The sequence below is a fragment of the Streptomyces sp. NPDC017095 genome, assembly GCF_044332325.1.
Taxonomy (GTDB): domain Bacteria; phylum Actinomycetota; class Actinomycetes; order Streptomycetales; family Streptomycetaceae; genus Streptomyces.
In genome coordinates this window covers 267,049-290,801 of sequence record NZ_JBIROU010000010.1, presented here as the reverse complement: position 1 = coordinate 290,801, position 23,753 = coordinate 267,049, and the positions used below count along the sequence as shown (strand labels likewise).

The window sequence follows — 23,753 nt, the reverse complement described above, 5'->3', positions numbered from 1 at the left end:
CCATGCGCACTGTGCGCCTACGCGCTGCCCTGCCCGCCCTCGCCGGCGCGGCCCTGCTCACCGGCACCCTGCTCAGCACCCCGGCCGAGGCCGCCGGTGGCGTCAGGATCCACCACGTGTGGTTCGACAGCCCCGGCTCGGACAACCGCTCCAACAAGAGCCTGAACGCCGAGTGGGTGCAGCTCAAGAACACCAGCGGCTCGGCGGTCTCGCTCAAGGGCTGGGTGCTGCAGGACGCCTCCCGCCACAAGTACGTCTTCCCGAACGTCAAGATCGGCGCCGGGAAGTACCTGAAGGTCCACACCGGCAGCGGCTCGGACAGCGCGGCGGACAAGTACCAGGACCGGCGCGCCTACGTCTGGAACAACGACAAGGACACGGCCACGCTGACGAAGGCGAACGGCACCAAGGCCGCCTCCTGCTCCTGGACCACGCGGGACCCGAGCGACAAGTACTGCTAGCTCCCGCGGGGCCGGGATTGTCGAAGCGCTTCGACAGTCGTATGGACACCCCGCCTGCCCGGGAGCTAGTGTCGTACTCGCCTTCACCCCACAGTCGGTCAGGCGCAGAGTCGAAGCGCTTCACATAGCTTGGAGAGCCGGATGGTCACCCTCGCCGAGGTCGCCCAGCACGCCGGAGTCTCGGCGAGCACGGTGAGCTATGTCCTCAGCGGCAAGCGGTCCATCTCCACCACCACCCGGCAGCGGGTCGAGGAGAGCATCCGGAAACTGGGCTACCACCCGAACGCGGGCGCCCGCGCGCTGGCCGGCAAGCGGTCGAACATCATCGCCCTGATGATCCCACTCCGCACCGACCTGTACGTGCCGGTGATGATGGAGATCGCCATCGCGGTGGCCACCACGGCCCGCACCCACGGCTACGACGTGCTGCTGCTCACCGGCGAGGAGGGCCCCGACGCGGTGCGCCGGGTCACCGGCAGCGGTCTCGCCGACGCCATGATCCTGATGGACGTCGAGCTGGAGGACGAACGGCTGCCGCTGCTGCGGGAGTCCGGCCAGCCGTCGGTGCTCATCGGCCTGCCCGCCGACACCACCGGCCTGACCTGCGTGGATCTGGACTGGACCGCGACCGGCGCGCTGTGCGTGGAGCATCTGGCCGCGCTCGGCCACCGTGACATCGCCGTCATCGGCGAGGCCCCGGCGGTCTACGAACGGCACACCGGCTTCGCCGAGCGCACCCTGGACGGGCTGCGCTCGCGGGCCCGCGAGACGGGCCTGAGACTGCTGCACCGGCCGTGCGAGGGCGGCTACGACGCGATGGCCCTCACCCTGGCCCGGATCTTCGACGAGCGCCCGGCGACCAGCGGGTTCGTGGTGCAGAACGAGTCGGCGGTGGAGCCGCTGCTCGCGCTGCTGCGCCAGCAGGGCCGGGCCGTGCCCGAGGACGTGTCCGTGGTCGCGGTCTGCCCGGACCAGGTCGCCGTGCAGTCCTCGGTGCGGCTGACCTCGGTGGGCATCCCGGCCCAGGAGATGGGCCGGCGTGCCGTGGAGCACCTGGTGGCCAAGCTGGACGGACGCGGCGGCGACGAGGTCGTGCTGCTGCGGCCCGAGCTGACGCTCCGGGCCAGCTCGGGACCGGCGCCGGCCGCGCCCTGACCCCGCCGGACCCGAGGGGCCGGCCCCCGCGCGGGAGCCGGCCCCGGTTCGGCTCAACCGCCGCTGACCGTCAGGTTGTTGGTGGTGAAGTTCAGGCCGCCGGACGAGGACGTGATCTCGTAGCCGAACTGCACGTCCCCGATGGTGACGTTGCCGAACCAGCCCTTGGTGTCCTTGATCCACTTCAGGATCGGCAGGATGTTCACCGTGCCCGCCGAGGAGTTGCCGCTGCGGATGAAGGAGAACACCTCGTTGGCGCCGTTGGTGCCCTTGTAGACGGTCCAGGTGGAGCCGCCGACGGTGACCGTGCCCTGCGAGGTGCCGAGCGGGCCGACGGCGCCGGTCTTGTTGACCCAGAGCATGATCTCGTACTTGTAGCCGGTGTCCCAGATGTCGTACGACGTGTTGTACGCGCCGGACGCCGGGACGGTGACGTTGTAGTCGCTGGTGAGCGAGGTCAGGGAGCCGATCGGCTTGTTGATCACCTTCTTGGCGTTCGGGTAGGACTTGATGCCGCCGGTGTTGGGGTGGTTCGCCGTCACGCTCCAGTTGGTCCCGGAGTTGGCCGAGATGCACTGGCTGCCGGCGCCCGAGCCCCAGATGTTGTTGTAGAGGGTGTAGCCGTTCAGCGTGGTGTTGCCCCACTGGTCGCAGGTGCTCCACACGGCGGCGGAGGCGGGCGCCGAGGCGAGGGCGATCGTGGCGCCGAGGGCGAGTGCGGGAGCGACCAGGGCCGTGGCGGCCCTGCGCAGGGTGGTGGTTTCCATGGTGTCCCTTCCATGGGTGGGGTGTGGGGGTGGGGAGTTTCCTTCCGTCACCACGTCCTCAGGGTGAGGACGCGGTCTTCCCCGGCGACCAGGAGCAACGGCTCGGTGCCGGAGGAAGTCCGCAGTTCGACGCGGTGCGTGCGGTGGGGCCGCACGACGGCCCGGGCGCCGTCCGGGCCCCAGGCGAGGTCGATCTCCGCGCCGAACCGGGCGCGCACACCGCGCAGTTCGCCGCGCGGACAGGCGTCCGGCACGGCGGGCAGCAGGACCAGGCGGTCCGGGGTGGTCTGCACGAGCATCTCGATCAGCACGCCGGGCAGGGTGTGCGCGGCGTCCGCGTTGTAGACGTCGCGGCCGGGATAGTGGGTGCTCATCAGGGAGGCGTGGAAGAAGTCGCCGTCCAGCACCCGGCGCAGCGCCCGGCCCGCCCGGTCCCGGTCGCGGAGCCGGGCGGCGATCAGGGCGTGGTGCAGATGGCCGTGGGCGGAGTCGTTCTCGGCGCCGCGCAGCACGAGCGCCCGGTGGGCGGCGGCGGCCAGGGCCGGGGTGTCGTACGGGGTGATCTCCTCCAGCGGCCAGACGCCGTAGAGGTGGCTGAGGTGGCGGTGGTCGTAGGAGTCGGCGAGGCCGGGCCAGGCCCATTCGGCGAGGGCGCCGTCGGCGTTGACCCGGTGCGGCGGCAGCCGGTCGGCCAGCGCCCGCCACCGGTCGGCGTGCTCGGGGTGGTAGCGGGCGGCGGTGCGCAGGGCGTGCCGGGCGGCAAAGAGGTCCATGGCCGCGTTGACCGCGCCCCAACTGCCGTTCGCGGGCCGGTTCTCGGGCGAGTACGAGGGCGCGACGACCAGATGTCCGGCCGGGTCGGTGCGGGTGAGGAAGTCCTCGTAGAACAGGGCCGCCTCGGCGAGCGCGGCGGCGGTGCGCGGGTCCCGGCCGCCGTGGATCTCGTCGTGGTCGACCAGCGGTTTGAGCAGCCAGTCGGCGCCGGCGGTCCACAGGTGCAGCGGGTACTCGCGGCTGAAGTGGTACGACAGCCCGGACTCGCCGTCGCTGTGCGCGGGCGCGACCGCGCCCCGGGTGCCGAAGACCGCGCGGGCGTTGGCCCGCCAGTCCGGCAGTTGCCGGGTGACGAAGGCGGCCAGCGCCTCGGTGACCTCGGGCAGGGCGGCGGCGGGCGCGGCGGCGGTCTGGAGGTTGAGGTTGGCGTTGGTGGTGAACGCGCCGGACCAGGCGGTGTCCCAGTCGCCGGTCCACAGCCCGGTGAGCCGGGGCGGGTGGTGGCCGCTGCTGGAGAGCAGGTGGTAGCGGCCGGCGGCGAAGAGCCGTTCCAGCAGGGCCGGGCTGTGCGGGCGGGCCAGCAGCTCGGAGCCGGGCAGGGCGCGCTCGGCCGGGTCGGCGCCGAGGTCGAGACCGGCCCGGAGGTAGGCGGTGCGGTGCCGGTCCAGATGGCGGGCGAGGAGCCGGTCGTAGGGCCGCTCGGTGCCGTCGAGGAGGTCTTGCAGCAGCCGGGCCGCGGCGGTGACGTCCGCCTCGCCGGTGTGCCGGAGCACCCGGGTGAGCAGCAGCGCCGAGCGGCAGCCGGTGACGCGGACGCCCGGCGGGACGAGTTCGGTCCGGCCGCCCTGGACGGCGATCAGTGTCACGCCGGTGTAGGCGCGGTCGCTGTCCGGGTAGCGGACGCGCAGGCTCAGCAGGGCGCCCTCGGCGGTGAGCAGCGTGCCGTGGCCGACCCGCAGTCCGGCCGGGGCGCCCGGCAGCCGGTGGTCCGGGAAGACGTCCAGGTCGCCTCCGGTGACCTCGTGCACGATGACGTCGTCGGCGCGGGAGACGAAGACGCGCCCGGCGGTGTCGCCGCGGACCGCGGTGGCCTCGCCGCTGGTGAAGTCGACGGTCCGGCGCATCTCCCGCGCGCGGCCCGGCGGCCGGTCCACCCGGAGCAGGAAGGCGGGGTGGAAGGGCTGCACCCATTGCAGCGGACGGCCGTCGGTGAGGCTCTCGGCGGCGGTGAGGTCGCCGGCCAGCAGCCGGTCCCGGACCGCGGGGAGCGCGGCGGCCAGCCGGGGCGGGCGGGCGTGCTCGCCGCCGTTGGGCCGCACCAGGGTGTGGTGGGTGACGACGACCCGCTCGTGGTCCGGGTCGCCGTACACGAGGGCGCCGTGGTGGCCGTTGCCGGTCAGGAAGGCGTCCTCCCAGCGGGCGGCCGGGGTGGGTTCCCAGGTGCCGTGGACCGGCGTGGCGCTCATGACCGCAGCACCGCCACGCCGTAGCGGCCGAGGGTGACCGTGTCCGTGACCTCCGTGCCGGTGAGCAGGTCGCGGTGGGTGCCGGGGACCGGGACGGTGACCGGTTCCACGCCGTGGTGCAGCAGGAACAGCAGCCCGCCCCGGCGCACCGCCTCCACGCCGGGCGGGAGTCCGTCCAGCACCGGGGTGACGCCCGCCGCGGCGGCGATGCCGGCCAGCAGGGAGCGCAGCGCCCCGGGCTCGGGCAGCGTGGAGACGTACCAGGCGCGGCCCCGGCGCAGCACGGCGGGCAGCCCGTCCAGTTCGCCGCCCCGGTAGGGCACGGTCTCGGCGGCTCCGGGCACCGGCTCGATCTCCTCCGACCACAGGGTGCCCTCGAAGCCCTCGCACGCCACGGTCTCCCCGGCCTCCAGCGGCCACCACTCGTGCAGGGTGCGGATGCCGAACAGCTCGCGCAGCCGGGCGTCCATGCCGCCGGGGCGGATGCGGTCGTCCGCGTCGGCGACGCCCGTGTGGAAGCCGCAGACGAGGGTGCCGCCGCCGGCCACGTACGCCAGGAGGCCGTCGACGGCGGTGTCGGTGAGGAGGTAGAGCTGCGGGACGACGACGAGCCGGTAGCCGGACAGGTCGTGCTCCGGGTGGGCGAAGTCGGTGGTGAGATGGGCCTCCCACAGGGCGCGGTGCCAGGCGGTGAGCACGTCCGGCAGGTCGACCAGGGCCGAGGGCCGTGCCTCCTGGTCGCCGGCCCACCAGGAGTCCCAGTCGAGCAGGACCGCGACCTCGGCGGTGATCCGCGTACCCGCCACCTCGCCGGAGACCCGGGCGAGTTCGGCGCCGAGCCGCTTGACCTCCTGGTAGGTGCGTCCCTCCGGGCCCGCGTGCCCGACCATCCCGGAGTGGAACTTCTCGGCGCCCTGCCGGGACTGGCGCCACTGGAAGTAGCAGACGGCGTCGGCGCCGCGGGCGACGGCCTGGAAGGACCACAGCCGGTTCAGGCCGCGCGGCTTGGGATGGTTCACGCCGCGCCAGTTGACCGGCCCGGCCGCCTGTTCCATCAGCATCCACGGCCCGCGCGCCTGGGACCGGGTGAGGTCCTGCACGAGGGCCCCGTGCTGCGCGCCCAGCGGGTCGCGCGGGTCGGGGTACAGGTCGACGGAGACCACGTCCTCCTCGCGGGCCCAGCGCCAGCCGTCCTGCCCGGACCACAGCGGCATGAAGTTGGTGGTCACCGGCAGGTGCGGGGTGTGCCGGCGGACGATGTCCCGTTCGGCGGTGTAGCACTCCAGGAGCATGTCGGAGGTGAACCGCCGGAAGTCCAGCACCTGGCCGGGGTTCTTCAGGTAGTGCGGGCGGCGGGGCGGCAGGATGCCGTCCCAGGTGTCGTAGCCCTGGCTCCAGAAGGCGGTGCCCCAGGCCGAGTTGAGCGCGTCGAGGGTGCCGTACCGCTCGCGCAGCCAGCGGCGGAAGGCGGCGGCGGCCTCGTCGCCGTAGTCGACGGTGCAGTACTCGTTGTTGATGTGCCACATGGTGAGCGCCGGGTGTCCGGCGTAGCGGGCGGCCAGGTCCTCGGTGACGGCGGCGGCGTAGCGGCGGTAGGTGGCGCTGGAGTGCGAGAAGTGCTGCCGGCCGCCCCACCACTCCGTGCGGCCGTCGGCGTCCCGGGGCAGGGTGTCCGGGTGCAGCCGGCCCATCCAGGGCGGCGGCGAGGAGGTGGGCGTGGCCAGGACGACCCCGATGCCGTTCTCCGCCATCAGGTCCATCAGCCGGTCCAGCCAGCCGAACTCCCGGGCGCCGGGCTCCGGTTCCAGCCGGGACCAGGAGAAGACGCCGAGCGTGACGGAGTTGACGCCGGCCTCCGTCATCAGCCGGACGTCCTCCGGCCAGGTCTCCTCGGGCCACTGCTCGGGGTTGTAGTCGCCGCCGAAGAGGATGCGGCCCCGGGTGGCGTCGGCGAGGGAGGGGCTCATGCGGGCTCCCCGTACTGGATGCCCCGCCCGTTGGTGGCGAGGTAGACCCGGCCGTGGATCCGCGGGTCACCGGTGACGGCCTGCCCGGTCCAGCCCCACTGGTGGGCGTCGTCGTTGATCCGCGTCCAGGTGCGGCCCCGGTCGTCGGAGCGCAGCACGGCGACACCGGCGTCCGTGACCGCGCCGACCTGGTAGAGCGCCGGGTAGCGGGCGCCGGGGGCGGCCTTGCCGAAGCCGAGGGTGTACGACGCCCGGACCCCGGCGGCCCGGGTGAAGCTCGCGCCCGCGTCCGTGGAGCGGTACAGCCCGTTCTCCTTGGTGCTCAGCCACAGGTCGCCCGTCCGTCCGGGCGCGACGGCGAGCTGGAACTGGCTGTCGCCGGCCGGGAGCCCGCCGGCGCGGGGCGCGAAGGTGCGGCCGTGGTCCGTGCTGGCGTACAGGGTGCCCGTGCCGGTGTCGTAGGCGTAGAAGACGGCCGGGTCGACCGGGTCGGCGACCGGGGTGGCGCCCCTGGGGAAGGTCGGCACCTCCGCCCAGCCGGACCCGCCGTCCGCCGACCGGTGGGCGGGGTGCGCGGTGCCGTCCCCGGACCCGAAGGCCCACAGCAGCACACCGCCGTCGGCGCTCACGGCGATCGGGCCGGGCGCGTCCTTGGCGGGGGCGGGCTGCGCCGGGAAGGGCGTCCAGGTGCGTCCGCCGTCCGCCGAGGAGGCGCCGTTGCCGTGGTCGCCCCAGCCGGTGCGCACGACGTACGACGGTTTCCCGGCGGCCAGCGCGAGTCCGGTCGCGGTGCCGAAGACGGGGTTCGTGGCCATGCCGGATGCCGGGGAGGCGGTGAGCCGTTCGTGGTACAGCACGCCGATGTCGCCGTTGCCGCTGATCAGGTGCGCCTCGCCGGTGGGCGGTGAGATGAGCTGCCGGGCGGAGGTCTCCTCCAGGCCGCGGCTCGCGGGCGCCCAGTGGACGAGGTCGCGGGTGCCGTAGACGGTGGCCCCGGTGCCGTAGAGGACGTGCTCGCTGTCGTACGGGTCGACGGCGACGGCCTGGATCCACCAGCCGAACTTGGGCTCGTCCTGGCCCCAGGCGAGGTAGGGCGTCTCGGAGACGTCGAGGACGGCGGTGTCCTTCAGCGACACCCAGCTGCGGCCGCCGTCCGTGCTCCGGTACAGGGTGTCCACGGCCGACCAGCGGTTGTTGGTGGAGACCACGACCGTGCCCGGGTGGCGGGCGGCCACGGCGACGCCGCCGTAGCCGAAGGTGTCGCCGGGGCCCGGCACGGCCGGGGTGACGTCGGTCCACGCCCCGGTGCCGGTGTCCAGCTTGTGCACGCTGCCGGCCGACTGGCCGTTCGGACCGGGCGCGTCGGCGTAGGTGACGTACAGCTCGCGGGTGCGGGCGTCGTGGGCGGCGCGGACGGGCACCTTCGCGGCGGTGCCGGCGGGCTGTCCGGGGACGGGTTCCCAGGCGGTGCCGTCGGTGGTGCGGAACAGGTTCGGCCGCGCGGAGGTGCCGTCGCCGTCGCCCCAGCCGGCGTACACGGCACGGCCGGCGGCGACGAGCAGGGTGACGCCCTGGCCGGTGCCGGCGGGGGTGGCCGGGAAGCCGTCCTGCCGCGTCCACGTGGCGCCCCGGTCGGTGGACTTCAGCAGTCCGTCGTGCCGGGTGCCGAGCCACAGCGTGGCGCTGTCGCGGGGATCGACGAGCAGCCGTTCGCCGGTGCCGCGGCCGTCCTCGTTCGCGCCGAGCCGCACTGGCAGATCGGTGCGGTGCCAGGTCCGGCCGCGGTCCTCGGACCGCAGCAGCGCGCCGGGGCCGGCCCAGGGCTGGGCGTACGTGCCGAGGGCGAGGTACACCCGGTCCGGGTGGGCCGGGTCGACGGCCAGGGCCTCCACCCCGAGCAGGTTCCAGTCGTCCCAGCCGAGGTGGTCGGTGAGCGGCGTCCAGCGGGCGGTGTCCCGGTCCCAGCGGTAGGCGCCGCCGATGTCCGTGCGGGCGTAGGCGAGGCCGGGGACCGCGGGGTGGAAGAGGAGGCCGGTGACGAAGCCGGTGCCGCCGATGACGGCGGTGCGCCAGCGGTACGCGGTCCGCCGGGCCCCGGCCGCGTGGGCGGGCGCGGGGAGGGCCGCGAGGACGGCCGCGGCCGCCGTGGTGGCCAGGACGGTTCTGCGGGTGGGCATGGGGTACCTCGGCTGGGGAGTCGTGGTCCGGCGGAACCGGTACGGAGAGGCGGGGGCGGGGCGGGGCGCCCGCTCAGGGCGCGGCCCCGGTCATCCCTTGACCGCGCCCGTCAGCATTCCCTTGCGGAAGTGCTTCTGGACGAACGGCGACAGGACGGCCACCGGCAGCAGGGCCAGCACCATCACCGCCATCTGGATGGCCAGCGGTGACAGCTGCCCGGTGTTGATCTGGGCCGACAGCCCCACCGGCCGCTCCTGCTTCTGCACGAGCTGGATCATCACGTTCTGCAGCGGCATCATCTTCTGGTCGGTCAGGTAGATCGACGCGTTGAACCAGGCGCTCCAGTACCCGACCGCGTAGAACAGCGTGATCACCGCCAGCACGGCCCGGGACAGCGGCAGCACGATCCGCCACAGGATCAGCCAGTCCCCCGCCCCGTCGATCCGCGCGCTGTCGGTGAGTTCGGGCGAGATGCCGGTGAAGAAGCCGCGCAGCACGAGGATGTTGAACACGCTGACCGCGCTCGGCAGGATCAGCGCCAGATAGGTGTCGGTGAGCCCGAGCGCCTGCACCAGCAGGTACGTCGGGATCAGTCCGGCGCCGAAGAACATCGTCGCGAGCAGGGTCATCAGGATCCAGCGGTGGCCCAGCGAGTCCCGGCGGGACAGGCCGTACGCGCACAGCACCGACACCGTCATGCTGAACAGCGTGCCGACGAGGGTCACCCCGATGCTGACCAGCGCGGCCCGCTGCACCTGGCCGCCGCCCAGCAGCTCCTGGTAGGCGACGAAGGTGATGCCTTTGGGGATCACCACGAGCCCGCCCGTGTCGTCGATGACCTTCTTCGGGGACAGACTGGTGACGATCACGATCCACAGCGGGAACAGCACGGCGAAGCAGGCGACCGCGAGGACCAGGCCCTTCGCGGCGAGCCCGGCCCTGGCCGGCTCCTCCTCCCAGGACGGCCGGGGCGGTGCCGCCCACCGGCCGGGCCTGTCCCGGGTATCCGGCGCCGGCCGGTCGACCACGGCGCTCACTTCTCGTACACCCCCTGCTCGCCCATCAGATGGGCCACCTTGTTCGCCACGAGGACGAGGGACAGTCCGACGACGCCCTTGATCAGGCCGGCCGCCGCCGCGTAGCTGAAGTCCTGGTTGCGGATGCCGTTCCACCACACGTAGGTGTCCAGCACCTCGGAGGCGTCCGGGCCGACCGCCTGCCGCTGGAGCAGGAACTGCTCGAAGCCGACGGAGAGGGCGTCGCCGACGCGCAGCACGAGCAGCAGCGCGATCACCGGCCGCAGCGCGGGCAGCGTGATGTGCCACATGCGGCGCCAGCGTCCGGCGCCGTCCATCGCGGCGGCCTCGTACAGGTCGTCGGAGACCGCGGCGAGCGCCGCGAGGAAGACGATGATGCCCCAGCCCGCGTCCTTCCAGACCGTCTGGGCCGTCACCAGGTACTTGAAGACCGAGGGGTCGGTCATGATGTCGAAGCCCGCGTGCCCGTGTGCGCGCAGGGTCTGCGCGAGGACCCCGGCGCCGCCGAAGATCTGCTGGAAGACGGTGACGACCAGCACCCAGGAGAAGAAGTGCGGCAGGTACATGATCGCCTGGGCGACCGCGCGGACCCGGGGCCGGACCACGCTGTTGATCAGCAGCGCGAGCGCGATCGGGATCGGGAAGTACAGCACGAGCTGGAGGAAGAACAGGACGAACGTGTTCTGCACGGCGTGCCAGAACCCGCTGTCCGCGAAGACCCGCTGGAACTGGTCGAAGCCGACCCAGGGGCTCTGGAAGACGGCGACGAAGCCGTTGTCGCTGAGGTACGGGTCGTAGTCCTGGAAGGCGACGACGTTGCCGAGGATCGGGATGTAGTTGAAGACCAGGAGCAGCAGCACCACGGGCAGGGTCATCAGGATCAGGGTGCGGTCGCGCCGGAACCTGGTCCGCAGGCCCGGCCCGCCGGCGCGCTCCCGGCCGCGGGCGGCGCCGGAGGCCGGCGCGGTCCGTTTCCCGGCCCGCGCGCCGGTCTCGTCGCGGGGGACGGTGCTGGTCATTTCGCCGAGCCCGTGGAGTCGAGCAGACCGCGGTACCAGTCGCGCAGCTCGTCGCCGCCCCGCTTCTTCCACTCGGACACCGCCTGCTGCACGTCGGAGATCTTCTTCCGGCCGCGCACGACGTCGTCCTCGAGCTGCTCGAAGTCGTCGGCGAGGTTGGACCAGCGGTTCGGCTCGGTGACCGTCAGGCCGTAGAAGGACGACTTCCTGGTGAAGGCGCCCATGCGCTGCTGCCACTCGACCATGCCCCGGGTGACCTCGGGGAGGTCGGGGTGGGCGACGTACGCGGCGGGCTTGCCGGTGTAGTCGAAGGCGCCGAGGACCTCGTTGACACCCTTGGTGGTCTTGGTGGGCACGCCCTTGGCCACGGTGAAGTCGGTGCCCTCGACGCCGTACTCGGCGAGCAGGCGCTCCTTCGTGCCGTAGGGCGCGGCGCAGAAGTTGGCGACGGCCAGGAAGTCCTTGATCTTCTGCTCGGACGCCTTCTTGTTGACGAAGGTGAAGATGTTCGCCGGCTGGACGGCCCACAGCAGCGGGTCGCCGCCGTCGTGGGTGAAGACGTCCATCGCGGCCATCGCGAAGTCCGGGTTCTGGGTGCGCTGTTCGGAGGTCTTGCCGAACCAGTCGGACAGGTCCTGGTTGTAGACGAGCAGCTTGCCCGCGGTGAACCGGGTGCCGGCCGGGTTGGCGGTCTTGCCGGCCTTGTCGTCCGGGTGGACCACGCCGGCCGCGAACAGCTTGCGGGCCCACTCCAGGGCTTCGAGGTACGCGTCGGTCTCGACGCGGTTGACCAGCTTGCCGTCCACCAGGTTCCACCACAGCGCCTTGTCGCTGCCGTTGAGGACACCGAAGGCGTTGAAGGCCGTCCACTTCATGTCGGCGCAGGCCCACACGCCGCCCTTGGCGTCGGTCGCCTCCTTCGCCCAGGCGAGGAACTCGTCGGTCGTCTTGGGCGGTTGCCAGCCGTGCTTGTCGAAGACGTCCTTGCGGTAGAAGGGCGCGATGTTGGTGACGTAGGAGGCGGGCAGCGGGACCGCCCGCAGCTGTCCGCCGAACAGGGAGCGCTGCCAGGCGTCGGTGGGGACGGCGGCGAGGTTGGGGTAGTCCTTGACCTTGTCGCCGGACAGATAGGGGCCGAGGTCGGCGAACTTGGCGTTGATCGCGCTCGGGATCTTGCCGTTCAGGTTCCAGCCGGGGACGACCACGACGTCCGGGATGTCGCTGGAGGCGAGGATGGCGCCCAGCTTCTCGTCGTAGGTGTTGCCGTCCTGGTTCTGCCAGCTCGTGCGGACGCCGATGGCCTGGTTCATAGCCTGGTAGTACGGGTTGCCGTTGTCCGGCGGGGTGCCCCACAGCGGCGCCATGACCGTCAGCTCGCCGCCGCTGCCCAGCTTCTTCGGCACCGAGGTCTTCAGCCGGTCCGGGGCGACGGCCTTGGTGAAGCCGGCCGCGGAGCCGTTCTTCGCGGGGATGTCCGGGGCGACGACGCCCGATGCCACGTACGCGGGGAGGAGCTTGCGTGCCGCCTTGCCGGAGGTGGCGCCTTCCCTGCGGCCCTCCTGTCCGCCTCCGCAGGCGGTGAGCAGCGGCAGCCCGCCGGCCACCGCCGCGGCGGCGACCGCGGTGGAGGCGAGGAGACTTCTCCTGCTGAGGGCGGAGGAGGCTGCGTTCGGCGTCATTGCGTCAACCCTTCATGGCGCACCAGGACACCCGGCGGTGGCCGTCGGCTGCGGTGTCTTCAGTGGATCCGGCTGAGCGGAAAAGCGCGTCTGCGTGGCAAGTAGTCGAAGCGCTTCGATGTTGCTGCGAGGTTAAGTGAACACGTGGGGGCGCACAAGGGCCGTTCCGAAGTTTCCTCCGACGTCCCGGGCCTGCGCGTGCACTACCGTCGGCGCGGCACGGCCCGGAGCTGTCCCATTCTTTAGCTACGGCACCTTGACACCCCGACCGTCGCCCCTTGAGCATCGAAGCGCTTCGAAAGCGTCCGACCGCTCCAGTGCGCAAGGGGAACCACTCGTGACCGATGACTCGCCGTCCACGCCGCCTTTCCGCGATCCGCGCCTGCCGTTCGCCCAGCGCGTCGACGATCTGCTGGCACGGCTGACCCTGGACGAGAGGATCTCCTTCCTGCACCAGTTCGCGCCCGCCGTCGAACGGCTCGGCGTCGCCGCCTGGCGCACCGGCCAGGAGGCGCTGCACGGAGTGGCCTGGATGGGCCCGGCGACGGTGTTCCCGCAGGCCGTCGGGCTCGGCGCGACCTGGAACCCGGAGCTGGTCCGGCGGGTCGGCGAGGCGGTCTCCCGGGAGGCGCGCGCGATGCACGCCCGCGACGAGCGCGTCGGCCTGAACATCTGGGCGCCCACGGTCAACCTGCTGCGCCACCCGCTGTGGGGCCGCAACGAGGAGGGCTACTCCGAGGACCCGAGGCTGACCTCCGCCATCGCCACGGCGTACACCCGGGGACTGCGCGGCGGCCATCCGCGCTACTGGCGCACCGCGCCCGTGCTCAAGCACTGGCTCGCGCACAACAACGAGACCGACCGCGCCACGTCGTCGGCCTCCGTGCGCCCGCGCGTGCTGCACGAGTACGACCTGCGCGCCTTCCGGGAGACGGTCGAGGCGGGCGCGGTGGCCGGCGTCATGCCGGCCTACAACCTCGTCAACGGCCGCCCCAACCACCTCTCCCCCCATCTGCGGGAGCAGTTGCGCACCTGGACCGAGGAGGACCTGCTGGTCTGCTCGGACGCGGGCGCGCCGTCCAACCTCGTCGACGCCGAGCACTACTTCGACACCCACGAGGAGGCCACCGCGGCCGCCCTGCTGGCCGGCGTGGACAGCTTCACCGACCACGGCACGGACGGCTCGCAGATCACCGCGCGGGTCAGGGGCGCGCTGGACCGGGGGCTGCTGACGGAGGCCGACATCGACGCCGCCGTGCGCCGCCAGCTCTCCGTGCGCTTCCGGCTCGGCGAGTTCGACCCGCACCAGGACCCGCACGCCGGCACCGGCGCGTTCGACACCCCGGAGCACCGGGCGCTCGCCCGGGAGGCCGCCGAGCAGGCCGTCGTCCTGCTGAAGAACGACGGCGGCCTGCTGCCGCTCGCCCCGGACACCCGGATCGCGGTGGTCGGCCCGCTCGCCGACGAGTGCAAACTCGACTGGTACAGCGGCAGCCTGATCCACCGCTCCACTCCCCTGGAGGGCCTGTACGAGCGGTTCGGCGCGGACCGCGTGCGGTTCGCCGAGGGCGTGGACCGGGTCCGGCTGCGCACGGCGGACGGCGCGTTCCTGTCCGTGCCCCCGGCGGAGGTGCCCGACCCGGCACCCGGCGCCGAGGGCGCGCTCGACCCCGCCCTGCTGGCCGGCCGCACCGACCTGCCGCCGCTCACCGCCGACGCCACCGGCACCGACTTCGCGCTGGCCGACTGGGGCGACGGGGTGCTGACGCTGCGCGCCCCCGACGGCCGCTACCTCTCGGTCGCCGGGGACGGCTATCTGCGCGCCTCCGCCGACCAGCCCGGTGGCTGGGTCGTCCAGGAGACCTTCCGCCTGGAACCGCACGGCAGCGGACACCTCCTGAAGCATCTGGGCACGGGTCGCCACGTCCGGGTCGCCGCCGACGGCGCGCAGGTTGCCGACACCGGCGACGTCTTCGAGGTGATCACCGTCGAGCGGGGCGAGGAGGCCGTGGCCCGCGCGGCGGCCGGGGCGGACGTGGTCCTGGTGGTGGCGGGCAACGACCCGCACATCAACGGCCGGGAGACCGAGGACCGCACGACCCTGCTGCTACCGCGACAGCAGCGCCGGCTGCTCGACGCGGCCCGCGCCGCCAACCCGCGCACCGTGCTGGTGCTGGTGTCGGCGTACCCGTACGCGGTGGACGCGGCGCCGCTGCCGGCCGTGCTGTGGACGGCGCACGGCGGCCAGGCGGCGGGCACGGCACTGGCCCGGGTGCTGGCCGGCGACGTCTCGCCGGCCGGCCGCCTGCCGCAGACCTGGTACGCCGCCGACGCCGACCTGCCCGGCCTGCTCGACTACGACGTGATCGGCAGCCGGCAGACCTACCTCTACTTCGAGGGCACCCCGCTCTTCCCCTTCGGCCACGGCCTGTCGTACACCACCTTCGGCTACACCGGCCTGTCGGCCCGGGTGTCGGCCGGCTCCGTCCGGGTGAGCTGCGCGGTCACCAACACCGGGGACCGCACGGCGGACGAGGTGGTCCAGCTCTACGGCCGGGCGGCCGAGCCGTCGGTGCCGCGCCCGCGCCGCGAACTGCTGGCCCACCGCAGGCTCACCCTCGCACCCGGCGAGACGGTCGCCGTCTCCTTCGACGTCCCGCTGTCCGCACTGGAGTTCTGGGACGTGCGGCAGGGCGGGTGGCGCCGGGAACAGGGCCCGTACGACCTCCTGCTCGGCGCCTCCAGCGAGGACATCCGCCTGCGGACCACCCTGGACCTCGACGCTGCGCCGCCGGCCACCCGCCCGGCAGCGGAACGCGGCCTGGCCGCCGCCGACTTCGACGAGCAGTCCGGCACCGCGATCGTGGACCGGACGAAGACGGCGGGCGACGCGGTGACGCCGGCCGGCGCCGGACCTGCCGAACTGGTCTACCGGGCCTGCGACTTCGGCGCGGGCGTGCGCGAGGTGACGGCACAGGTGTCGGGCGGGGGCACGCTGGAGATCGCCCTGGACGGCGGCCCCGTCCGCGCGGTGCTCACCCCGGACGCCCCCACGGCCGGCCCGTACGCCTACACCACCCTCACCGCGCCCCTCACCACCGAGGGCGTCCACGACGTCCACCTCAGGCTGCGCGGACCGGTCCGGCTGGCACACCTGGGGTTCTCGGGGTGAGGGTGCGCGGAAAACGCGGACGGCCGCAGCCCCCGCACAGTGGGCTGCGGCCGTCCGTTTCCGACCTGTCCGTGGCAGGTCAGAGCGCGAGACCGGTGAGGACCAGTACGCGCTCGTAGGTGTAGTCCTCCATCGCGAACCGCACGCCTTCGCGGCCGACGCCGGACTGCTTGGCGCCGCCGTACGGCATCTGGTCGGCGCGGTAGGACGGGACGTCGCCGATCACCACACCGCCGACCTCCAGGGCGCGGTGGGCACGGAAGGCGACCTGGAGGTCGTGGGTGAACACACCCGCCTGGAGGCCGTACTTGGAGTCGTTGACCGCGGCGAACGCCTCCTCCTCGCCGTCCACCTTGCGCACGGTGAGGACGGGTCCGAAGACCTCCTCGCAGGCGATCGTGGTGTCCGCCGGCACGTCGGCGAGGACGGTCGGCGCGTACGAGGCGCCCTCGCGCTTGCCGCCGGTGAGCAGGGCGGCGCCGGCGGCGACCGCCTCGTCCACCCAGGACTCCACGCGCCGGGCGGCGTCCTCGCTGACCAGCGGGCCGACGTCGGTCTTCGGGTCGGACGGGTCACCGGTGACCTGGGCCTCGACGGCGGCGACGATGCGCGGCAGCAGCCGGTCGTACACGGACGCGTCGGCGATCACCCGCTGCACGGAGATGCAGGACTGGCCGCCCTGGTAGTTGGAGAAGGTCGCGATGCGGGTCGCGGCCCAGTCCAGGTCGGCGTCGGAGGCGTAGTCGCCGAGGACGACCGCGGCGCCGTTGCCGCCCAGCTCCAGCGTGCAGTGCTTGCGCGGCACCGAGTCCATGATCGCGTAGCCGACCTTCTCGGAACCGGTGAAGGAGATGACCGGCAGGCGCTCGTCCTGGACCAGGGCGGGCATGCGGTCGTTGGCGACCGGGAGGATCGACCAGGAGCCGGCCGGCAGCTCGGTCTCGGCGAGCAGGTCACCGAGGATCAGGCCGGACAGGGGCGTGGCGGGGGCCGGCTTCAGGATGATGGGCGCACCGGCCGCGATCGCCGGGGCGACCTTGTGGGCGCACAGGTTGAGCGGGAAGTTGAACGGCGCGATACCGAGCACGACACCCTTGGGGAAGCGGCGGGTCAGCGCGAGCCGGCCCTGTCCGCCGGCGTCCGTGTCGAGCCGCTGGGCCTCGCCGCCGTTGAACCGGCGGGCCTCCTCGGCGGCGAACCGGAACACGGAGACCGCGCGGCCGACCTCGCCCCGGGCCCACTTGACTGGCTTGCCGTTCTCGGCGGAGATCAGCTGGGCGATCTCCTCGGTGCGCTCGGCGAGCCGCTTGCTGACGTGGTCCAGGGCGGCGGCGCGCACGTGCGCCGGGGTGGCGGCGAACTCGTCCCGCACGGCGTACGCGGCGGCCACGGCCTCCTCGACCTGTGCGTCCGTCGGCACGCTGACCTTGCCGACCAGCCGGCCGTCCCACGGAGAGGTGACGTCGAAGGTGTCCTCGCCGGTGACCTGGCGGCCGGCGAGCCAGAAGGCATGGGTGGAAGTCATGTACGAGTCCCGGCCCTTCCGCGTTGGGGGTGTGCTTGGCTTGCGTGCTCCACGGTAGGGCGGGGGCGGCCGGGTGGCGTTTGTCCGAGTCGTAGCAGTCGGGGGGTGGGGTACGCCGGTTTGGCGCGATGGGGTGGGGTCGGGGGTGGTGGGGGCCGGGGCCTTGGACGGGGGCCGGGTTCGGGGGTCGTGAGGGGCCGGGGTCGTGGGGAGCCGGGGCGGTCACTCGGTGGACGTGGCCTTCAGATCTGGGGCGGTCACTCGGTGCAGGTGGCCTTCAGATGTGGGGCGGTCACTCGGTGGAGGTGGCCTTCAGGGCCAGCCAGAGTTCCATCCGCACGTCCGGATCGTCCAGGCTGCGGCCGAGGATCTCCTCGACCCGGCGCATCCGGTAGCGCAGGGTGTGCCGGTGCACGCCCAGGTCGGCCGCGGCGGCGTCCCACTGCCCGTGCCGCGACAGCCACGCCCGCAGCGAGGCGACCAGATCGCCGCGCCCCGTCGCGTCGTGCTCGCGCAGCGCCCGCAGCAGCCCGTCGGCGAACGCCTTCACCGCGTCGTCGGCCAGCAGCGGCAGCACGGAACCGGCGGCCAGCCGCTCGTGCTCCACGAACACCCGGCCGCGCCGCCGCGCCACCGACAGCGCCTGCTCGGCCTGCCGGTACGCCGTCGCGGCCGCGATCGGTCCGGCGGGCGCGGACAGCCCGACGACCAGTTCCTCCTCGTCCGCCGCCCGGCCCGGCTCGGGGTGCGCCCGCTCCCCTTCGAGCGCCGTGGCGTACGCGGCGCACGCGGCCACCGCCGCGCCCTCGTCGGCGGCCAGCACCACCAGCCGCTCCCCCTCGGGCACGACCAGCACCGCTTCCCCGGCGCGGGCCGCGGCGGACTCCACCGTCTCCGCCAGCTCGCCCAGGACCTCGCCCGCGGTGCCGGACGGGGACTCGGCGACGATCACCCGGAACGGGGCGTCCAGCAGCCCGCCGTACAGATCGCCGGCGACGGCCCGGGCGTGGTCCGGTTCCCCGGCGAGGAGCATGCGCAGCACCGCCGTACCGATGCGCTGCTCGGCGGCGTGCAGGGAGCGGGAGCGTTCGGTGGTGAGGGTGAGCAGGGCGATGGCGGAGTGCACGGCGTAGCGTTCGGCGGTGCCGAGCGCGGCGGCGGTGCCCACGGCGAGGGCGGCCCGGGGGCGGCGGCCGGTGCCGAGGGAGTGCAGCTCCACGCGGTCCTCGTGGTCCGGGCCGCCGACCACGGAGGAGGCGGGGGCCGGGCGTTCCCGCAGCCGTTCCACCTCGGCGGTGAGCCGGGCGGCGCGGCGGCCGGCCCACTCCGGGGCGGCGGCGACGACGGCGCCCGAGGCGTCGTAGAGCGCCGCCCAGCCGTCGACCTGGGCGGCGAGCACGCCGAGCACTCCCTCCGGGCCGGTGCCCAGGGCCTGCCGGGTCAGCTCGCGCTGGGCGGCGAAGCCGGCCGTGACGGCGCGGTACTGGTCGGCGGCGATGGCCGCGGAGACGGCCTTGCTGATGGCGAGGAACGGGGTGCGGCGGGGCACCTCCAGCAGCGGCAGCCCTTCCTGCGCGCAGGCGTCGACGAGTGGTGCGGGGGTCTCGTCGTAGTTCACGCCGACGGCGAAGCCGAGGCCGACGACACCGGCGCCGACCAGCCGCCGCACGTACCGCCGCATGGCCTCGGGGTCCTCCGCGTCCAGCTTGAGGGCGGTGATCAGCAGCAGCTCGCCGCCCTCCATGTACGGCACGGGGTCGGCCAGCTCGCTGACGTGCGCCCAGCGGACGGGCACGTCGAGACGGTCCTCGCCGGCGCGCACGGTCAGCTTGAGCGCGGAGTGGTGGACGAGCGAGGCGAGAGTCGGGGGCATGGGGCCTTCACGGTGAGGGGGTCCGGTGACCACGGCAGGCTTTCACCCGGTGATCTTTTGGCCGCCGTGTATGAACGGCCCACCCCGATTCTGCCTCACCGTACGACCCCACGCTGGCCTGCCCGCACCTGCGCGGACGCTCCCATACGGAGCCGCCCGCAGAGCGCTCACGCGCGGAACGGCCCACAGAGCGCGCCCGCGCGCAGGTGGGCCAGTGCGGCGCTCACGCGCGCAGGTCGACCAGCAGCGGCGGCGCGTGCTCGCCCTGCACGGTGGTCAACGACAGCACCGCGTGCCCCGGCGGCACCCCATGAGCCAACTCGGACGCGGACCACCGCTCCCGCTCGACCTGCCGGACGGTGACGGCTTCGGTCGTGACCGCCTTGCCGGTCACCAGCTTGCGCAAGGCGTGGATCGCGCGCGTCATGGGCTGATCCGCGAAGACAGTGTGCCGGGCCACGTCACGCGCTTCCACCCACTGGGTGCCCCAGGCTTCCGCGAACCGGCTGCCGTCCCAGGTGGTGACTCCGGCGAAGGCCATACGGCAGCCCACGGCCGCGTACAGCGGTCCGTGCAGCGCCTCTGGGACGTCCCCGACGGTACGCAGGGAGAGCACCACGCCCGCGTTGCGGGAGCGCAGGCGCTGGATGCGGCGGACCGACTCGGCTGTGACGGCACCGGTGGCGTCGTCCAGGACCAGGCACGCGAAGTGGGTCCGTTCACCCGCCGTCGCCACTGCGCTGAACTGGGCGAGCAGCAGCCGGGTGACGAGCCGGGACGCCTCGTCGTACCCGCGGTCGGGCAGGTCGATCCGTACCCGCAGCGGGTGGTGGGCGACGGCGCGCAGCGAGAACGGCCGGATGTCCCTCTGCCGGGCACCGAAGAACCCGGCGAACGCCGGCCGGTCCAGCACGGCCAGGCGGTCGGCGAGAACCGGGCCGGGATCGCCGGCGGTGCCCGACTGCCGGGCGCGCGCGTCCAGCTCGCGGCGCATCACGGCGTGCTCGTCGCCCACCAGCGCCGCCCGGAGCGCGGCCAGGACCGACGGATCGCCTTCCAGCAGCTCCCGGAGCTGGGGCAGCGTGGGGAAACGTCCGTACGCCGCCCGGTAGGGGCCGAGGAGCTGGGCGAGGGCGGTGAGGGCCCGTTGCCCGCTGACCGCGTCCAGGTCGCCGGCCAGCCCCTCCGCCAGGAAGGCGGCTGCCTCGTCCGGGTCGGTGGAGTCCGCGTACGGGTCGAGGTCGTACACGGATGCGGGGTCCCCGAGGCGTACGACGACGTCGAAGGCGGAGTCGGGGCCGAGCGGGGTGCCTGCCGCGCAGACGGCGACGACCGCGCACTGCCCGGCGAGGGCCTGCAGCCCGAGTGATTCCACGACGGGCCTGATCAGGCGCTGCGTCTTGCCGGAGCCGGAGGGCCCGACGGCCAGCAGCGAGGTGCCGAGGGTGTCGGGCCCGAGGGCCGCGCCGGCACCGCCGTAGGCATGCGGGGTACGGTCCCCGGCCGCCCACTGTCCGATGCGCACCTGCCTGACCAGCAGATCGTGGCGGGCGGACCGGCCCGAGAGGTCGCGGTCGCCGGAGGGGTGGGTCCAGGCAGCGGCGCCGTCGCGGAGCACCGTCTCGGTGAACGAGGACAGTCGGGCACGGGCCCGGGCCGCGTTCAGCATGTGGCGGACCCTCGCGCAGTCCACGTCGTTCATCCGGCCGACGCGCAGTTCGGTGGTGAGCACGTCCGCGGCCTGATGCTGGCCGGCTTCCCGCAGTTCGGGCCAGTGCGACGGCCGCCGGTCCACGGCCGGCTCCGCGGACTGGCCGGCCTTCGCCCGCCCGCGCGCGGCGATCGCCTCCCGCCCGAGGGACAGCCAGCCGCCGATCCGGGCGAAGGGCCACAGCACCAGCAGGGTGATGAGCGCGTACAGGGTGTCCATCAGCAGCACCGACCTGAAGACCTGGTAGTCGCCGGTGAGCAGGACGATGAGGGAGAGCAGTGGATCCTGCACCGGCAGCGGGTCCCAGCCGACACCGAAGGCGTCGGGGAAGACGAAGGCCAGCGCGACGAGTGCGCCGAAGGCCGCGAGGAGGGCGCGCGCGGGCTGGGGGCGGCGGGTGACGACGTGCCGGACGATGTCGGGCCAGCTGCCCAGGCGTGCCATCGCGAAGACGATGAGGCCGAAGACCACGCCGTCGGCGACGGTGAGGGCCTCCGCCCCCTGGTAGCCCTTCGGTGACGTGGTCCCGGCCCACCACCAGTCGTCGGGGGTCAGGAGCCTGATGACGGCCCACTGGTAGGGGATGCTGCCGTGCCGCCACAGGGACCACAGAAGGAGCCCCGCCGCCAGCGGGACGAAGAAGCCGACGACGGTGACGGGGGCGAGGCGCTGCTCTTGACGGGCGGCCTTGGGCAGCCGGTAGCCGTAGCGCCAGATTCCGGGCTCGACCGCCGGGCGCGGCTCGTCGAGCCAGTCGGCGACGGGCGAGGACGGGTGCGGAGCGGGCGCGGCGTACGACGGCTCGCTGCCCGCCGCCGGCACGCTCGGTGCGCGCGTCGGCCGCGGCGGCACGACGGCGTCACCGTACGACGGCGGCCCGCCGTGCGGGGCCGCGGGCGTGTCCGTCGGTGTCGCAGGGCGTGGTGTCGTGGGCGTGTCGCGTGTGTTGCGTGTGCCGTCGGTGTCCATCGACCCTGCCCCCTGACCAGCCGTTCCATCCGCCATTCGGTGCGCCATCAGCGAGCCAATCTAACGCCCCCGGAACGGGAGTTCACCGCTTACGCGGCCGGTGCGGGCCGTCGCCGTCCGGGCGGGCTATGTCCATCGCGGACAACGGGCGGCGCCGACAACGCCCACATGGAGCATGCCCGCGCCCGGGAACCGGTCTTAGCCTGCGGGAAAAGAAGGTATGCGTCCGTAAACGCACCGCCCGGAACCGCCCGGGACCGCCCGGTACGCAAGATCATCAGGGAGCCCCCCATGACCGCACTTCCGCAGGAGCGCCGCGTCGTCACCGCCATCCCCGGCCCGAAGTCGCAGGAGCTTCAGGCCCGCCGTACCGCCGCGGTCGCGCAGGGCGTGGGTTCCACGCTGCCGGTCTTCGTCACCCGCGCCGGCGGCGGCGTCATCGAGGACGTCGACGGCAACAGCCTCATCGACTTCGGTTCCGGTATCGCCGTGACCTCCGTCGGCGCCTCCGCCGAGGCCGTGGTGCGCCGCGCGAGCGCCCAGCTCGCCGACTTCACCCACACCTGTTTCATGGTCACCCCGTACGAGGGCTACGTCGCCGTCGCCGAGGCGCTGGCCGAGCTGACCCCGGGCGACCACGCGAAGAAGTCCGCGCTGTTCAACTCCGGCGCCGAGGCCGTCGAGAACGCCGTAAAGATCGCGCGTGCCTACACCAAGCGCCAGGCCGTCGTCGTGTTCGACCACGGCTACCACGGCCGGACCAACCTGACCATGGCGCTGACCGCGAAGAACATGCCGTACAAGCACGGCTTCGGACCGTTCGCGCCCGAGGTGTACCGGGTGCCGGTGGCGTACGGCTACCGCTGGCCCACCGGCGCGGAGAACGCCGGTCCGGAGGCCGCCAAGCAGGCCATCGACCAGATCACCAAGCAGGTCGGCCCGGACAACGTCGCCGCGATCATCATCGAGCCGGTGCTCGGCGAGGGTGGCTTCATCGAGCCCGCGAAGGGCTTCCTGCCGGCCATCCGGCAGTTCGCCGCGGACAACGGGATCGTGTTCGTCGCCGACGAGATCCAGTCCGGCTTCTGCCGGACCGGGCAGTGGTTCGCCTGTGAGGACGAGGGCATCGTCCCGGACCTGATCACCACCGCCAAGGGCATCGCGGGCGGCCTGCCGCTCGCCGCCGTCACCGGCCGCGCCGAGATCATGGACGCCGCGCACGCCGGCGGACTCGGCGGCACCTACGGCGGCAACCCGGTCGCCTGCGCCGGTGCGCTCGGTGCCATCGAGACGATGAAGGAGCTGGACCTCAACGGCAAGGCCAAGCGCATCGAGGAGGTCATGAAGGGCCGCCTCACCGCCATGGCCGAGAAGTTCGACATCATCGGCGACGTCCGCGGCCGCGGCGCGATGATCGCCATCGAGCTGGTGAAGGACCGTACGACCAAGGAGCCGAACCCGGAGGCGGCCGCCTCGCTGGCCAAGGCCTGCCACGCCGAGGGCCTGCTGGTCCTGACCTGTGGCACCTACGGCAACGTGCTGCGCTTCCTGCCGCCGCTGGTCATCGGCGAGGACCTGCTGAACGAGGGCCTCGACATCATCGAGCAGGCGTTCACGCGCATCTGAGCGAGGAGGACGCGCCTGCGGCAGGCCGTGTGAAGAAGGTGTGCGAGGTGGATGACGGGAGCGGGTTCCGTCTGCCCAAGCGCGCCGGCCTGCCGTAGGTTCTGTCCCGATGAGAGATACACCCCGCCCACAGGGGACTGTGGGCGACTCCGGGCCGGGGCATCCCCAGCTTCGACCCGGTCGTGCCCTCGCGCACGCGACCGGCGCCTGACGGCTCCGGGTCTCCTCACCGATCGGACGGTCGCCGCCCCAAACCCCCCGGGGCGCGCGACACTCCGGTCCGGACGGCCGCCTCGGAACACCCCCCCTGTTCCGGGGCGGCCGACCTCCTTCTTACGCCCCGCGCACCGGCCCGGGCACCGCCTCGCGCACCG

The 23,753-nt window shown here is 73.4% G+C and carries 14 protein-coding genes; 4 read left to right on the top strand and 10 right to left on the bottom strand.

What is annotated here, in order from left to right:
• Window positions 1–2 precede the first annotated feature (2 nt).
• Window positions 3–461, top strand: coding sequence for a lamin tail domain-containing protein (locus ACH4OA_RS22130; RefSeq protein WP_397970312.1), 459 nt, complete (start codon window positions 3–5; stop codon window positions 459–461).
• Between the two features lie 141 nt (window positions 462–602).
• Window positions 603–1,616: a LacI family DNA-binding transcriptional regulator gene (locus ACH4OA_RS22125; RefSeq protein ID WP_365941712.1), complete on the top strand. Its 1,014-nt coding sequence runs from the start codon at window positions 603–605 to the stop codon at window positions 1,614–1,616.
• A gap of 53 nt (window positions 1,617–1,669) precedes the next feature.
• Here ACH4OA_RS22125 and ACH4OA_RS22120 read toward each other — a convergent pair whose 3' ends face one another.
• The 7 genes from ACH4OA_RS22120 to ACH4OA_RS22090 form a co-directional block, all read right to left on the bottom strand.
• Window positions 1,670–2,383 carry a hypothetical protein gene (locus ACH4OA_RS22120; RefSeq protein WP_397948583.1) on the bottom strand — a complete coding sequence of 238 codons (714 nt, stop codon included), beginning with the start codon at window positions 2,381–2,383 and terminating at the stop codon, window positions 1,670–1,672.
• A 47-nt stretch (window positions 2,384–2,430) separates the two neighbouring features.
• The gene (locus ACH4OA_RS22115) at window positions 2,431–4,623 is read right to left on the bottom strand and encodes a glycosyl hydrolase family 95 catalytic domain-containing protein (protein WP_397940499.1); all 2,193 of its coding nucleotides are present in this window, start codon (window positions 4,621–4,623) and stop codon (window positions 2,431–2,433) included.
• Window positions 4,620–6,590: a beta-galactosidase gene (locus tag ACH4OA_RS22110; RefSeq protein ID WP_365941714.1), complete on the bottom strand. Its 1,971-nt coding sequence runs from the start codon at window positions 6,588–6,590 to the stop codon at window positions 4,620–4,622. The genes ACH4OA_RS22115 and ACH4OA_RS22110 overlap by 4 nt, the downstream gene beginning before the upstream one ends.
• Entirely contained in the window at window positions 6,587–8,767 is a 2,181-nt protein-coding gene (locus tag ACH4OA_RS22105) for a 1,4-beta-glucanase (RefSeq protein WP_397970309.1), read from the bottom strand. The genes ACH4OA_RS22110 and ACH4OA_RS22105 overlap by 4 nt, the downstream gene beginning before the upstream one ends.
• Window positions 8,768–8,857: 90 nt before the next feature.
• Window positions 8,858–9,805 (bottom strand): carbohydrate ABC transporter permease, encoded by a 948-nt coding sequence (locus tag ACH4OA_RS22100; RefSeq protein ID WP_397948589.1) that lies wholly within the window; start codon window positions 9,803–9,805, stop codon window positions 8,858–8,860.
• Window positions 9,802–10,824, bottom strand: a complete 1,023-nt coding sequence (locus ACH4OA_RS22095) for an ABC transporter permease (protein WP_397970307.1) — start codon at window positions 10,822–10,824, stop codon at window positions 9,802–9,804. The genes ACH4OA_RS22100 and ACH4OA_RS22095 overlap by 4 nt, the downstream gene beginning before the upstream one ends.
• Window positions 10,821–12,503, bottom strand: a complete 1,683-nt coding sequence (locus ACH4OA_RS22090; protein WP_397970304.1) for a Tat pathway signal sequence domain protein — start codon at window positions 12,501–12,503, stop codon at window positions 10,821–10,823. The genes ACH4OA_RS22095 and ACH4OA_RS22090 overlap by 4 nt, the downstream gene beginning before the upstream one ends.
• A gap of 337 nt (window positions 12,504–12,840) precedes the next feature.
• Between ACH4OA_RS22090 and ACH4OA_RS22085 the strand changes: the two genes are divergently transcribed.
• Entirely contained in the window at window positions 12,841–15,675 is a 2,835-nt protein-coding gene (locus ACH4OA_RS22085; protein WP_397970302.1) for a glycoside hydrolase family 3 C-terminal domain-containing protein, read from the top strand.
• A 79-nt stretch (window positions 15,676–15,754) separates the two neighbouring features.
• On the opposite strand, the gene ACH4OA_RS22080 is transcribed toward ACH4OA_RS22085, so the two are convergent.
• The 3 genes from ACH4OA_RS22080 to ACH4OA_RS22070 form a co-directional block, all read right to left on the bottom strand.
• Complete coding sequence (locus tag ACH4OA_RS22080; protein ID WP_397940488.1) at window positions 15,755–17,200, bottom strand: aldehyde dehydrogenase family protein; 1,446 nt, start codon at window positions 17,198–17,200, stop codon at window positions 15,755–15,757.
• A 292-nt stretch (window positions 17,201–17,492) separates the two neighbouring features.
• Complete coding sequence (locus ACH4OA_RS22075; protein ID WP_397948595.1) at window positions 17,493–19,073, bottom strand: PucR family transcriptional regulator; 1,581 nt, start codon at window positions 19,071–19,073, stop codon at window positions 17,493–17,495.
• Window positions 19,074–19,296: 223 nt separating this feature from the next.
• Window positions 19,297–21,753 carry an ATP/GTP-binding protein gene (locus ACH4OA_RS22070; protein WP_397970299.1) on the bottom strand — a complete coding sequence of 819 codons (2,457 nt, stop codon included), beginning with the start codon at window positions 21,751–21,753 and terminating at the stop codon, window positions 19,297–19,299.
• Between the two features lie 291 nt (window positions 21,754–22,044).
• Between ACH4OA_RS22070 and gabT the strand changes: the two genes are divergently transcribed.
• On the top strand, window positions 22,045–23,379 hold the full coding sequence (gabT, locus tag ACH4OA_RS22065) for a 4-aminobutyrate--2-oxoglutarate transaminase (RefSeq protein ID WP_365878121.1): 1,335 nt from the start codon (window positions 22,045–22,047) through the stop codon (window positions 23,377–23,379).
• Window positions 23,380–23,753: the final 374 nt, after the last annotated feature.